Source organism: Pseudomonas chlororaphis subsp. piscium (assembly GCF_003850345.1).
In the GTDB taxonomy this organism is placed as follows: domain Bacteria; phylum Pseudomonadota; class Gammaproteobacteria; order Pseudomonadales; family Pseudomonadaceae; genus Aquipseudomonas; species Aquipseudomonas piscium.
Genome location: NZ_CP027707.1, coordinates 2,584,712 through 2,598,489, shown reverse-complemented (window position 1 = coordinate 2,598,489; position 13,778 = coordinate 2,584,712). Strand labels below are relative to the sequence as shown.

At 64.5% G+C, this 13,778-nt stretch carries 9 protein-coding genes; 6 read left to right on the top strand and 3 right to left on the bottom strand.

What is annotated here, in order from left to right; all coding sequences use genetic code 11:
• The first annotated feature begins 147 nt into the window (after window positions 1-147).
• The 4 genes from C4K38_RS12140 (at window position 148) to C4K38_RS12125 (ending at window position 5,956) form a co-directional block, all read left to right on the top strand.
• On the top strand, window positions 148-1,971 hold the full coding sequence (locus tag C4K38_RS12140; RefSeq protein WP_053278545.1) for a monovalent cation:proton antiporter-2 (CPA2) family protein: 1,824 nt from the start codon (window positions 148-150) through the stop codon (window positions 1,969-1,971).
• A gap of 213 nt (window positions 1,972-2,184) precedes the next feature.
• Window positions 2,185-3,288, top strand: coding sequence for a DNA alkylation repair protein (locus tag C4K38_RS12135; RefSeq protein ID WP_053278544.1), 1,104 nt, complete (start codon window positions 2,185-2,187; stop codon window positions 3,286-3,288).
• A gap of 17 nt (window positions 3,289-3,305) precedes the next feature.
• Window positions 3,306-3,701, top strand: a complete 396-nt coding sequence (locus C4K38_RS12130) for a YybH family protein (RefSeq protein WP_053278543.1) — start codon at window positions 3,306-3,308, stop codon at window positions 3,699-3,701.
• A 374-nt stretch (window positions 3,702-4,075) separates the two neighbouring features.
• The gene (locus C4K38_RS12125) at window positions 4,076-5,956 is read left to right on the top strand and encodes a DUF3857 domain-containing transglutaminase family protein (protein WP_053278542.1); all 1,881 of its coding nucleotides are present in this window, start codon (window positions 4,076-4,078) and stop codon (window positions 5,954-5,956) included.
• Between the two features lie 119 nt (window positions 5,957-6,075).
• Here C4K38_RS12125 and C4K38_RS12120 read toward each other — a convergent pair whose 3' ends face one another.
• Window positions 6,076-6,975, bottom strand: coding sequence for a LysR family transcriptional regulator (locus tag C4K38_RS12120; protein WP_053278541.1), 900 nt, complete (start codon window positions 6,973-6,975; stop codon window positions 6,076-6,078).
• Window positions 6,976-7,107: 132 nt separating this feature from the next.
• On the opposite strand from C4K38_RS12120, the gene C4K38_RS12115 reads away from it, so the two are divergent.
• Together C4K38_RS12115 and C4K38_RS12110 are read left to right on the top strand one after the other, a co-directional pair.
• On the top strand, window positions 7,108-8,754 hold the full coding sequence (locus C4K38_RS12115; RefSeq protein ID WP_053278540.1) for a GMC family oxidoreductase: 1,647 nt from the start codon (window positions 7,108-7,110) through the stop codon (window positions 8,752-8,754).
• Window positions 8,755-8,940: 186 nt separating this feature from the next.
• Entirely contained in the window at window positions 8,941-10,563 is a 1,623-nt protein-coding gene (locus tag C4K38_RS12110; RefSeq protein ID WP_053278539.1) for an MFS transporter, read from the top strand.
• 182 nt (window positions 10,564-10,745) lie between these two features.
• Here C4K38_RS12110 and C4K38_RS12105 read toward each other — a convergent pair whose 3' ends face one another.
• Window positions 10,746-11,984 (bottom strand): DUF2599 domain-containing protein, encoded by a 1,239-nt coding sequence (locus C4K38_RS12105; RefSeq protein ID WP_053278538.1) that lies wholly within the window; start codon window positions 11,982-11,984, stop codon window positions 10,746-10,748.
• A 106-nt stretch (window positions 11,985-12,090) separates the two neighbouring features.
• Window positions 12,091-13,770 (bottom strand): DUF2599 domain-containing protein, encoded by a 1,680-nt coding sequence (locus tag C4K38_RS12100; RefSeq protein WP_053278537.1) that lies wholly within the window; start codon window positions 13,768-13,770, stop codon window positions 12,091-12,093.
• Window positions 13,771-13,778: the final 8 nt, after the last annotated feature.

Sequence of the window (13,778 nt, the reverse complement as noted above, 5' to 3'; positions counted from 1 at the left end):
ACGGCCATCTATCCCTGCCCCGCGGCTGACGCCAGCCCGGGCAGGCTTTATTCTCCCCCCGGGGAACCGATGGCCGCCGCCGTTGCCTGAGGCGCAACCATGGTTTTCCGCGCGTCAATCAATACCCGTTTTCCCAGGAGTAAGCCCATGCCCCATGAAGGCAACCTGTTGCAAGCCGCTGTCGTGTTTCTGTTCGCGGCGGTGCTGACCGTCCCCCTGGCCAAGCGCCTGCAGCTGGGGGCCGTGCTTGGCTATCTGCTGGCCGGGGTGATTATCGGCCCGGCGGTGCTGGGGCTGGTGGGCAACCCGCAGAGCATCAGCCATGTGTCTGAACTGGGGGTGGTGTTGCTGCTGTTCATCATCGGCCTGGAGCTGTCGCCACGACGCTTGTGGGTGATGCGCAAATCGGTGTTCGGCGTCGGCCTGGCCCAGGTGCTGCTGACTGGAGTGGTGATCGGCTGCGTAGCCCTGTTCCTGTTTGGCCAGCCACTGAACAGCGCCATCGTGCTGGGCCTGGGCCTGGCGTTGTCGTCCACCGCCTTCGGCCTGCAAAGCCTGGCCGAACGCAAGGAGCTGACCAGCCCCCACGGGCGCCTGGCCTTCGCCATCCTGCTGTTCCAGGACATCGCGGCGATTCCGTTGATTGCCATGGTTCCGGTACTGGCCGGGGTCGACCACAACACCAGCAGCGCCGAAGACCTGCGCCATGGCCTGCAAGTGCTGGGCAGCATCGCCGTGGTGGTGATCGGCGGACGTTATCTGTTGCGCCCGGTGTTCCGCGTGGTGGCGCGCACCGGCCTGCCGGAAGTGTCCACCGCCACCGCTTTGCTGGTGGTGATCGGTACTGCCTGGCTGATGGACATGGTCGGTGTGTCCATGGCCCTCGGCGCCTTCCTTGCCGGCCTGCTGCTGGCGGACTCGGAATACCGTCATGAACTGGAAGCGCAGATCGAACCCTTCAAGGGCCTGCTGCTGGGGCTGTTTTTCATCAGCGTCGGCATGGGCGCCAATATCAGTCTGCTGTTCAGCGCGCCGATCGCGGTGCTGGGCCTGACCCTGCTGCTGATCGCCATCAAGCTGCCGCTGCTGTTCGTGGTCGGGCGCCTGGCCGGTGGCCTGGGGCGCTTGAGCGCGGTGCGCCTGGGCGTGGTGCTGGCAGCCGGCGGTGAATTCGCTTTCGTGGTGTTCAAGATCGGCCGCGATCAGGGCCTGTTCGAGGCGCGCCTGTATGACCTGCTGGTGCTGACCATCACCCTGTCCATGGCCGTGACCCCGCTGCTGCTCCTGGCCTGCGCGCGCTTCTTGCAGCCCAAGGCGAAGCACGTGGAGATGCCCGCCGAATACCGCGAGATCGAAACCGACGCGCCACGGGTGGTGATTGCCGGCATGGGCCGGATGGGTCAGATCGTCGCGCGGATCCTGCGGGCGCAGAAGATCCCTTTCGTGGCCCTCGACACCTCGGTCGACACCATCGAACTGACCCGCAGCTTCGGTGGCATGCCGGTGTTCTACGGCGACCCGATGCGCGCGGAAATCCTCAAGGCGGCCAAGGTCGGCGAGGCGGAATATTTCGTGATCGCCACCGACGACCCGCAGACCAACATCAACACCGCGGCGGTGGTGCGCAAGCTCTACCCGCACATCAAGATCATCGCCCGCGCCCGTAACCGCCAGCACGTGCACAAGCTGGTGGACCTGGGCGCCGAAGCGGTGCGGGAAACCTACTACTCGAGCCTGGAAATGAGCCGCAAGGCGCTGATCGGCCTGGGCCTGACCCACGCCCAGGCCGACTCGCGGATCAAGCGCTTCACCGACCACGACGAACAGGTACTCGAAGCTCAGCACGCGATCTATGACGACCACGCCAAGATCCTGCAATCGGCCCAGGAAGCCCGGGCCGAACTGGCGCGGCTGTTCGAGGCGGATGAGCAGGACGAGCAGGCCGACGGAGTGCTGCCGCCACCGCGTTGAATATCGGGCCGCGCGATGCGGCCTGAATCCTTTCGCGGGCAAGCCTCGCTCCTACAGGAGCGGGACTCTGTAGGAGCGAGGCTTGCCCGCGATGAACGATGACGCCGCATTGCCTGCCTGGCCAGCGAGCGGGGCTTGCCGGGGCGCTCCTGACACAATCTGTCAGCCCACTGCGCTACAGTGCTCGGCGCCCCGTCCCGAATGGATACGCCGATGACCGCAACCTCCCCCAGCGCCCCCGCCCTCAAGGAAATCTTCAACGCCGAACGCCTGGAACACATCGCCCGGGAAATGCTCGCGGTGTACCCGGCCTTCGACCACCGAGGGTTTCTCGCCCACGCGCAACAGGACCTCGCCGAGCTGTCGGTGATGCAACGCCTGGCGCGGGTCAGCGAAAGCCTGCAGGCGGTATTGCCGGCGGATTACGACGCCAACCTCGCCCGGTTGTACGAGCTCGCTCCGCGCCTGAACAGCCGCTTCGTCTGCATGTTCCTGCCGCACTATGTGGCCAGCTACGGCGGCCATGCCTTCGAGCGTTCGATGCAAGCGCTCAAGTACTTCACCGCCTTCGGCTCCTCGGAGTTCGCCATCCGCCCGTTCCTCGCCAGCGACCTGCCACGCACCCTGGCGGTGATGCGGGACTGGGCCCGGGACGACAACGAGCATGTGCGCCGCCTGGCCAGCGAAGGCAGCCGCCCGCGCCTGCCCTGGTCGTTCCGCCTGGAGCGGATCCAGGCCGACCCGACCCTGGCGGCGCCTATCCTCGAACGCCTCAAGGCCGACCCCAGCCTGTACGTGCGCAAGTCGGTGGCCAATCACCTCAACGACATCACCAAGGACCATCCCGACTGGGTGCTGGCATTGCTCGAAGGCTGGTCCCTGGACAACCCGCACACCGCCTGGATCGCCCGCCACGCCCTGCGCAGCCTGATCAAGCAGGGCCATCGCCGGGCGCTGGCGATCGTCGGCGCCGGGCATGCGCCGCAGGTGACGCTGCATGGCCTGCGGGTCGAGCCGGCGGTGATTCGCCTGGGGGAGCGGATCAACCTGTCCTTTGCCCTGGAATCCACCGCCGACACCAGCCAGCGCCTGGTGGTGGATTACGCCATCGACTACGTCAAAGCCTCGGGCGGCACCAGCGCCAAGGTGTTCAAGCTCAAGGCCTTCACCCTGCCCGCCAAGGCCCGGGAACATCTGGGCCGCGCCCAGCACATCCGCGAACTGACCACCCGCCGCCACTATCCCGGGCGCCATGTGCTGCATATCCTGGTCAACGGCGAGCGCCTGGGCAGCACGGCGTTCTATATCCACGACTGAAAGCGCAAGGAGCGACCATGCCGGCCCATCCGCTGAAAACCCTGATCGAAGCCGCCGACCGCGCCATCACCGCCGAAGACTTCGACAGCCTGATGGATTTCTACGCCGAGGACGCCACCCTGGTGGTCAAGCCGGGCCTGGAAGCCCGGGGCAAGGAACAGATCCGCCGGGCCTTCGTGGCCATCGCCGAGCACTTCAACCACAGCATGCTGGTCAGGCAGGGCGCGATGCAGGTCATCGAAGGCGCCGGCACTGCGCTGGTGATCATGCACACCCTGCTCGACACCCTGGACCGGGACGGGGTCGCCAGCACCCTGGAACGGCGCGCCACCTATGTCTTTCGCCATGAGCCGTCGGGCGCCTGGCGTTGTGTGATCGACAATTCCTACGGCACCGACCTGCTCGATGGCTGAGCCTGCGGGCGCCGATCTCGTAACAAATTGTTTCGTAAAATCAGCCAAGCAACTTCTTGCAAAAACAATGGAAAACCGCCTGGAATCGTTCAGCTCGCAGATATGGCTTTGAGCCATATCTGCGGGGACGAAAACGGTATCTCAAGGAAAAATCCCGGCGCCGCGAACGCCCTCTCCAGCCATCCAGCAATCTCGATCCATTCAAAGAAACCGCTCTATCTCAAGCCTTTCAGCCAACACGAATTGTCAGACAATGCTGTAAATCCGTATTGCGATAAATTATCATTTGGCGCCTCCCCCGCTAGCCACCCGCCTGTCACGTCTGATTTACCCTGTGCGAAGTGGCTGATTCCAATGATTCACCCGAGGCGCTCATGTACCGTTTTCCGCTTTACCGTCCCCTGATCTGCGCCGGTCTCGGACTGCTCTCCTGGCAAGCTCTGGCTGCCTATCAACCGCAATCGGAAGCCGCCCTGGCCGCCGACGCCGAGATGGAATGCCAGTTCAACGCCGACCACAGCAGCGACTGCACCACCACCCAGCACTACACCATCCTCACCCCGGCGGGTCGGGAAATGCTTTCGCGCGTCGACTTCAGCTATGCCGAGACCGATGGCTTCGAACTGCGCAAGGCCGAATTCACCCAGCCGGGCGGCAAGCCCATCGCGCTGGCGCCGGCGCAGATCGATACGCGCACCGCGCCCAATCCGGAACAGGGTTTCCTGCGCGAGAAGCAGACGTCCCTGGCCTTCCCCAACCTGCGGGTCGGCACCCGGCTCAGCTACACCGTGCAGCAGCACTACGCGGCCAAACCGCTGCTGGGGCAGTTCCACTCGGTGCTGCAGTTCGGCCCCAAGCCGGTGCGCCAGGACAGCTTCAAGATCACCTACCGTGCCACGCGCCCGATCATCTGGCGCAGCGAGCAGATGGACGACTACCGCTTTACGGCCTCCAGCGACCGGAAAAAGCTCACCATCGAGCAGAAGGCCCCGGTCTTCCTCAACTACATCAATGAACCCTCGATCGGCTTTATCCAGCGGGTGCCGCGGGTCGAGCTGGGCAGCAGCACCGAGGTGCAGGACTATTTCGGCCCACTGGCCCAGCGTTACCAGCAGATACTCACCACGCCCCTGCCACCGGCCAGCGCCAAGGCCGTGGCCGGCCTGCGCGACCTGCCGCCCGCCGCGAAAGTCGCCGGGCTGATGCAGCACATCAACGACAACTACCGCTACTTGGGCGACTGGCGTGCCACCGAACGGGGTTACGTGCCCTTCGAGCTGGAGCAGATCGAACAGCGCGGCTATGGCGACTGCAAGGACCTGGCGGTACTCCTGGCGGCCATGCTCAAGGTCAGCGGGATCAAGGCCGAGACGGCCTGGGTCAGCCGCGAGAACGTCGTCGCGCCGCTGTTGATCCCCGGCACCCACGCACCGAACCACGCCATAGTGCGGGCCGAGGTCGATGGCAAAGTGTGGTGGCTGGACCCGACCAACCCGGTATTCGACCCGGGCCGCAGCATGCCGGACATCCAGGAACGCTGGGCCTTTGTCAGCGACGCCAACGGCCAGGTGCGCGAGGACTACATTCCCCTGGAAGCGCCGGACACCAGCATCGTGCTGGACAAGCAGGAGCACTTCGACCGCACCGGCCAGGCCCGGGTCAACGCGCGTATCGAATTCAGCCATATGGAGCTGATGCGGCTGATGGTGTCCGACAACCAGAGCGGCATCGCCAGCAACGACCAGAGCCTGTGCGAGCGTTTCACCCGGGAACTGCGCGACTGCCAGATCGACCGCGAGCCGACCGCCTTCGTCGCGCCCAAGACCTACCGGGTCAAAGCCTCCCTGACCGACCTCAAGCCACTGGAAAACATCTCCGGCAGCTACTTCTACAAGAGCCCGGCCCTGGAGGGCGACTGGGACTTCCTGGTCAACTACCGCCGCAACGGCCAGTTGGCGGACCTGTACATCGGCGACGCCAATACCCTGCGCTACACCATCACCCTCTCCGGCGCCCAGCTGGACAAGGACGTCAAGGCCTGCAACGTGCGCTCGCCCTGGTTCGACATGGACCTGCGCAGCGAACGGGTCAAGGGCGAGTACCGCTATCACTACCGCCTGAGCCAGAAAAAACGCTGGCTGAGCCATGAGGACATCATCAGCGCGCCGTTCGAGGCCATGGTCAGCCAAGCCAAGGACTGCTCCGAGCAAGCGCGACAGCTGGTCCAGCTCAAGGGCGCAGCGAAAAAGGCCTGATCCGCGCCCCTGTAGGAGCGAGGCTTGCCCGCGATGAACGTCAACGATGACGCGTATCACCTGGATGAACGCGTTGTTCTTGCGCTCATCGCGGGCAATCGAGCGTCGACCGGCCGCTCCTACAAAAAGCGAGTCTCGGCCAGCAGCAAGCCCTGCTCGGCCGCGCATAGCTCGACCAGGTAATCCCACACCACCCGCAGGCGCACCGACTTGTGCAGGTCGCGCCGGGTGCTGATCCAGTAGGCGCGCTGGATGCTCTCGCCGGGCAGCAAGGGCACCAGCTGCGGATCGCCGGCGGCCATGTAGCACGGCAGCACGGCGATCCCCAGGCCGGAACGCGCGGCCTGTTGCTGGGCGAGCACACTGGTGCTGTGGAACACCACCTGGGGGTTGCGGCAGAAACTGTTGAGGAACTTCAGTTCCTGGCTGAACAGCAGGTCGTCGACATAGTCGATCCAGGCATGTCGCCCCAGGTCCTCGCGGCTGCGCAGCGGTGGCGCGCGATCCAGGTACGCCTGGCTGGCGTACAGGGCCAGGCGGTAGTCGGTGAGCTTGCGGGTCACCAGCATGTCGGCGTTGGGCCGCTCCAGGTGGATGCTGATCTCCGCCTCGCGGTTGAGGATGCTGACAAAACGCGGTACCGCCACCAGTTCCACCTCCAGCCCCGGGTAGCGCTCGAACAGGCCGCGCAGGCGGCTGGCGAGAAACATGATGCCCAGGCCCTCGGTGACACCCACCCGGATCTTGCCCAGGGGCGCGGTGGACTGGGTGATTTCCTCCTGGGCCAGCAAGGCCACGTTCTCCATGGCCTCGGCGTGCTTGAGCAAGGCCTCCCCGGCCGGCGTCAGTTCATAGCCCTGGGCGTGCTGGACGAACAGCGCGGTGCCGAGGCTTTTCTCGATCGCCTCGATATGCCGGGCCACCGTGGCGTGGGTGGTCTTCAGCCGCTGGGCCGCGGTCAGCAGGCGGCCGCTGCGTTGCAGCTCGAGAAAAAACCGCAGGTCGTTCCAGTCGAACATGACTCTTCCTTGCAGATGCCGGGGGAAGCCGCTGTTTAAAAACGCACAGCGGCTGAGCAAAAACTAACATTCTTTTAACGAAAGCTAACAACTAGGATGAGTCGCAACAAGAACGATAAAGCGAGGTCATGGATGCTGCCTGCCTTCGATCCATACGACTACATAGTGGTCGGCGCCGGCCCCGCCGGTTGCCTGCTGGCCAATCGGCTGTCCGCCAACCCGGCCCACCGCGTCCTGCTGCTGGAAGCCGGTGGCCGCGACAACTACCCCTGGATTCATATTCCCGTCGGCTACCTGTTCTGCATCGGCAACCCACGCACCGACTGGTGCTTCAAGACCGAAGCCGAACCCGGCCTGCAAGGCCGCAGCCTGAGCTACCCGCGCGGCAAGGTGCTGGGCGGCTGCTCGTCGATCAACGGCATGATCTACATGCGCGGCCAGGCCGGCGACTATCAGCGCTGGGCCGCCGACGGCAACCCCGGCTGGAACTGGCAGGACGTGCTGCCGCTGTTCCGCAAAAGCGAAAACCACTTTGCCGGCGACTCGCAGTTCCACGGCGCCGCCGGCGAATGGCGGGTCGAGCGCCAGCGCCTGTCATGGCCGATCCTCGATGCCTTCCGCAGCGCCGCCGAACAGAGCGGCATCGCCAGCGTCGACGACTTCAACGGCGGCGACAACGAAGGCTGCGGCTACTTCCAGGTCAACCAGAAAGCCGGGGTACGCTGGAACGCCGCCAAGGCCTTCCTCAAGCCGATCCGCCAGCGGCCCAACCTCACCGTGCTGACCGATGTCGAGGTCGATCGCGTGCTCCTGGAAAACGGCCGCGCGGCCGCGGTCAGCGCCCGGCACCAGGGCCAGCCGCAGACCTTCAAGGCCCGTCGCGAAATCATCCTAAGCGCCGGTTCCATCGGCTCGCCGAGCATCCTGCAACGTTCGGGAATCGGCCCCGCCGCCCTGCTGCAACGTTTAGGCATAGGCGTCGCCCACGAACTGCCGGGGGTCGGCGGCAACCTGCAGGACCACCTGCAACTGCGGCTGATCTACAAGCTGGAAAACGCCCGCACCCTGAACCAGATTGCTGGCAGCCTGTGGGGCAAGCTGGGTATGGGCCTGCGCTACCTGTACGACCGCAGCGGCCCGCTGTCCATGGCCCCGAGCCAGCTGGGAGCCTTTGCCCGCTCCGGGCCGGAACAGACTTCGGCCAATCTCGAATACCACGTGCAGCCACTGTCGCTGGAACGTTTCGGCGAACCGCTGCACGCCTTCCCGGCCTTTACCGCGTCGGTCTGCGACCTGCGCCCGCAAAGCCGGGGCCGGGTGGAAATCCGTTCCGCCGACCCGCAGGCGGCGCCGCTGATCCAGCCCAATTACCTGAGCCACCCGCAAGACCTGCGGGTCGCCGCCGACGCCATTCGCCTGACCCGGCGCATAGTCACAGCGCCGGCCCTGCAAGCCTTCAAGCCCAGCGAATACCTGCCGGGGGCCGAGTTGCGCAGTGAAGAACAACTGCACCAGGCCGCCGCGCGCATCGGCACCACCATCTTCCATCCGGTGGGCACCTGCCGCATGGGCCAGGGCGCGGATGCGGTGGTCGATGCCGAGTTGCGGGTGCATGGCATCCCCGGCCTGCGCATCGCCGATGCCTCGATCATGCCGTACATCACCTCCGGCAATACCTGTTCGCCGACGCTGATGATCGCCGAGAAAGCCGCCGAGCTGATTCTCGCCACCTCGACCAGGAGCCCTGCCGCCGAAAAACAAACCGTTACCCCCGCCTGAATGGGGTAGGAGCAAGGGGGACGCCTGGTTCTTGCTCGCGATGGCGGCCTGCAAGGCGCTGCAAGGCTCAAGGGCCTATCGCGAGCAAGCTTCGCTCCTACAGAGGCAACGACAAGATGCAGATAGCGACGCCACGCTGGCGCCGACAGTGGAACAACAAAAACAATCACTGTGAGGGATATCGATATGTCGGAACATGCTCAATCGATGGACGCGGCCGTCGCCGCGCCCACCAGCCAGGAAAGCCAGAAAGTCATCTTCGCCTCGTCCCTGGGGACGGTGTTCGAGTGGTATGACTTTTTCCTCTACGGCGCGCTCGCGGCGGTCATCAGCAAGCAGTTCTTCGCCGGGGTCAACGACACCACCGCCTTTATCTTCGCCCTGATGGCGTTCGCCGCCGGGTTCGTGGTGCGGCCGTTCGGCGCCCTGGTGTTCGGTCGCCTGGGGGACATGATCGGGCGCAAGTACACCTTCCTCGCCACCATCATTCTCATGGGCCTGGCGACCTTCGCCGTGGGCCTGCTACCGACCTATTCGAGCATCGGCATCGCCGCGCCGATCATCCTGGTCGCCCTGCGCATGCTCCAGGGCCTGGCCCTGGGCGGTGAATACGGCGGCGCCGCGACCTACGTCGCCGAGCACGCGCCCCAGGGCAAGCGCGGCTTCCACACCAGCTGGATCCAGTCCACCGCGACCCTCGGCCTGCTGCTGTCGCTGCTGGTGGTGCTGGGCTGCCGCTACTTCACCGGTGACCAGTTCGAAGTCTGGGGCTGGCGCCTGCCGTTCCTGCTGTCGATCGTGCTGCTGGGCATTTCCACCTGGATTCGCCTGAGCCTGCACGAGTCGCCGGCCTTCCTGAAAATGAAAGAAGAAGGCAAGGCCAGCAAGGCGCCGATTCGCGAATCCTTTGGTAAATGGGAAAACCTCAAGGTGGTGCTGATCGCCCTGTTCAGCATCAACGCCGGGCAAGCGGTGACCTTCTACGCCGCGCAGTTCTACGTGCTGTTCTTCCTCACCCAGTTCCTCAAGATGGACCCGGCCCTGGCCAACATGCTGCTGATCATCAGCGTGGTGATCGGCGCGCCGTTCTTCATCTTCTTCGGCTGGCTGTCGGACAAGGTCGGCCGTAAGCCGGTGCTGATGGTCGGCCTGTTGCTGGCCACCGCGCTGTACTTCCCGATCTTCAAGTCCCTGGCCCACTACGCCAACCCGGCCATCGACCAGGCCAGCCGCCAGGCGCCGATCAGCGTGCTGGCCGACCCCGCCACCTGCACCTTCCAGTTCGACCCGGTGGGCAAGGCGCGTTTCGACAGCCCGTGCGACAAGGTCAAGACCTTCCTGGTCAAGCAGGGCCTGCCCTACACCAGCGTCGCCGCGCCAGCCGGCAGCCCGGTGCAGGTCAATGTCGGCGAGGTGCAGATCGACGGTTTCGACGAAGCGGCCCTGCGCGGCGCCGTGACCCTGGCCGGCTACCCGCAATCGGCCGACACCCAGAACGTCAACAAAACCATGGTGGTGGTGCTGATCGTCGCCCTGATCCTGATCGCCGCCATGTGCTACGGCCCGCTGGCGGCGCTGATGGTCGAGCTGTTCCCGACCCGCATCCGCTACACCTCCATGTCCCTGCCCTACCACATCGGCAACGGCTGGTTCGGCGGCTTCCTGCCCACCGTGTCCTTTGCCCTGGTGGTGTACACCGGCGATATTTTCTACGGCCTGTGGTACCCGGTGGTGATCACCGGGGTCAGCCTGCTCGTCGGCCTGATCTGCCTGCGGGAAACCCGCAACGTCGATATCGACAACAATTGATGTCGAGTACTTCGCGAGCCAGCTCGCTCCTGCAAGGACTGCACATTTTCCTGTAGGAGCGAGCTTGCTCGCGATCAATCCCAGGACCACCGCAGGCCTCCAGTCCCCCGTCCGCTGGGCCCAGAAACGCAAACGGCCCGGATCAGAAGATCCGGGCCGTTTGCGTTGCGGATGAAAAAGCCTCAGTAAGGATTGCAGCGCTGGGCTACGGCCGTGGCCTGGTCGACGTAAGGCCGCGCCGGTTCAAGGTTCCACTCGGGTTTGTTCCTGACCGGCTTGCCGTCATAGCTGGCCGCCAGGTGACACACCAATTGCCGGCGGAGCGAGCCACCATTGACGCTGTATTGCCGCCATTGCTCATCGTCTTTGTGCTTGTTGTACAGCTCGGCAAACATCCTGTCGGTCTGGTCGTCCTTGATCGCACGGCCGCAAGCGGTGGGCACCACCTGAAGCGACCAGGTGTTGGGCCCGAGCTTCGGATCGGGGCGTTGCACCCAGGAGCTTGACTCGATGTACTTATCGCAGAATTGCTGCGTGGGCGCAGTAGCGGTCTGGATGCACGAGAAGCTGGCCTTGCTGGTCGGCGTCCGGGGAAAGTCGATCTTGACGATGTTGCGATCCTTGCCGGTCTTGTTCTTGTAGTCGCGCTGATTGGCCAGGGCATCGTTCAAGCCCCGTTGATCGCTGTAGAAAAACGCCAGGATCGGCAGCTCGTCGTCTTTCGGGTTACCCAGGCGCAACTCTGTCTGGGTCTGGAACTCACGGGTATTGATGACTTGCCGGGCCCCCATGAAGTTTTGAAACGCGCTGACCCGATCCTGGCTGCTCATGGGCTTGCGCATGTTGAAGCCACATTGCAACTGGTCTTGCTTGCGGTCGTTGTTGAACCGGGTGAAGTGCGCGACCCAGGCCTTGGAGCTGGTGATAGGCGGGGCCATGGCCTGGCATACCGCCTCTGTCTGGCTGGTGTTGCGGTTGTTGCCGCAGCCCCGGTCATCCCGGAAGTCGGTCCAGGCGTCGTTGGGAAACGCGCAGTAGACGTGCACCGGCGTCTCGGGTTCGCGCACCAGGTCGATCGGCTTGATGATGTAGCCGTTCTGCGTGCTCATGCCCGGGTCTTCATAGCTGATGCCGTCGGTGCGCATCCAGGACGCGGCAAACGTCCCCAGTTCCCGGGCCTTCGGGCTGGGGTTCCATACGTCCCATTGCTGCCCCTTCGCCGGGTCGGCGCGGTGCGTGCCCCTGATCAGCAAGCCCGAACAGTCCGATGCCGGATCTTTCCCGCAACTGTCGACGGTTTTGTTGTAGAGGCTTTCGACCTGTTTCAGCGTCTCCTCGCAGGACTCGGCATTGGCCGATGTCATGTGCAAGAACAACGGCAATACGAGTATCGGGACAATCCTGTTCAAACGTTTTTTCATGGCATGCATCTCCCTGATTAGCCAAAACACAACCTGCACTCTTCGATCCATCCGAGCGTGACTGCACCTCCCTTCTGCCTGGCGAAAAAATCAAGCGGCCGGCCACTCAGCGCAGGACCGGATTGCACCCCGCGGCGCGGGTCTCGCTGTCTGACAGCGCCGGCCGGAAAGGCTCGAGATTCCACGGCGTCTTGCCGCGGTAGTTGACCAGTACGCAGCTCAATTGCTGGCGCATGCTGCCGGCGGATTTCTCATTGTCGCGCCAGTTGCTATCGCCCCCCTTGAGGGCAAACAACTGGTCGTACAGCACCCCGGCCTGCTCGTTGGGCAAGGCGCGCCCCGCCGCCGTGGGCACCACGCTCAAGGTCCATTCGTCCTGGCGGGTACCGGGGTCGTAGCGCTTGACCCAATCGGCGGAAGCGATGTACTGCGGCGCCTGCACCGGCACGGGATTGCAACCGGCCTTGGCCGCTTCCTGAGGCGTGACGTTGGGGCGGAACGGTTCCAGGTTCCACTCGGTCTTGGCCGGGTAGTTCTGCACCAGGCAGCTCAATTGCTGACGCATGCTGCCCGGGGATTTTTCATTGTCGCGCCACTGGCTGTCGGCGCCGCGCAGCTCGAACAATTCCTTGTACAACGCCTCCTGGTCGCTGGCCTGGATCGCCTTGCCCTCGGCGGTGGGCGTGACGTTGAGGGTCCATTCGTTTTTCTTGCTGCCGGGGTCGTAGCGCTCGACCCAGGAGGCCGCAGCGATATAGCGCGGCACGGGCTGCCCGCCGCCAGCGGTTGCCAGGTCGATCGCCTGGTCGGCGGCGACATAGCTGAAGCGCTGCTCCGCCGGCTTGGTGAAGTCCAGCCGCAGGATCGGCACGCTGTAGCCCTGGGCCTGGAGTTTTTTCTGGAAATTGCGCGCGCTGTTCAGGCCGTTCTCCGGCTTCGGCGGTGCCTGGTCACCGCGGGTGGCGAAGTTCTGCGTACTGTTGACGTTGTAGATGAAGGCGTCGATGTACTTCATGTTCTCGCTGCCGTCGTTGGTCGCCGAGGCATTCTTGAGCATGAATTCGTTGACCTGGGCGCTGTAGGCGAAGGGGTCCTTGTTGGTGGTGTTCACCCGCGATTCGTGGACCCGGATCATGGCGCTCCAGTCGCTGGGTTTTTCCGCGTTCCAGGAACACTGGCTGTACTGGATCGGCCCCTTCATCAAACCGGTGTATTTCTGCGTCCACTGCTCGGCGGTGCTGACCCCGACTTCCGAGCAGGTACCGTAGGCCAGCGCGGCATTGCGGTTGGTCATGGTGCCCTGGGCGGAGCGCGGCGGTTCGCGGCTGTCGAAGAAGCCGCAGCCGTACCACTTGCGTTCCGGCCCGGTGCCGCCGTCGAAGGCGTAGATGCAGGTCCAGCCCTGCTCCTTGACCGGCAATTTCAAGGCCGTCGCATCGGTGGGCGTGCGCAGGATGAAACCGGCCGGGTGGATGAGGATCTTGGTGCTCAGGTCCTTGCGGATCCAGGAGTAGGAGGTCGCGCCAATCTTGATCGCGTAAGGGCTGTAGTCCCAGGGGTTGAACGGCCCGTCGTTGACCATGCGCAAGGTCACGCCGCTGCAGTAGTAATGACCGCGCGCGGCGCCGGTGTCGGGCTCCCGGCAGGCGTCCTTGAGGGTGTTGTAGTTGCGGTTGATGCGGTTCAGGGTCTCGAGCGGATCGAGCGGCGGCTGGGCGGCCGCCGCGCAGAATGCCAGGGGCAGAGTCCAGGCCAGGAGAAAAGACGAACGAACGGCTGGGTGCATGGCGACCT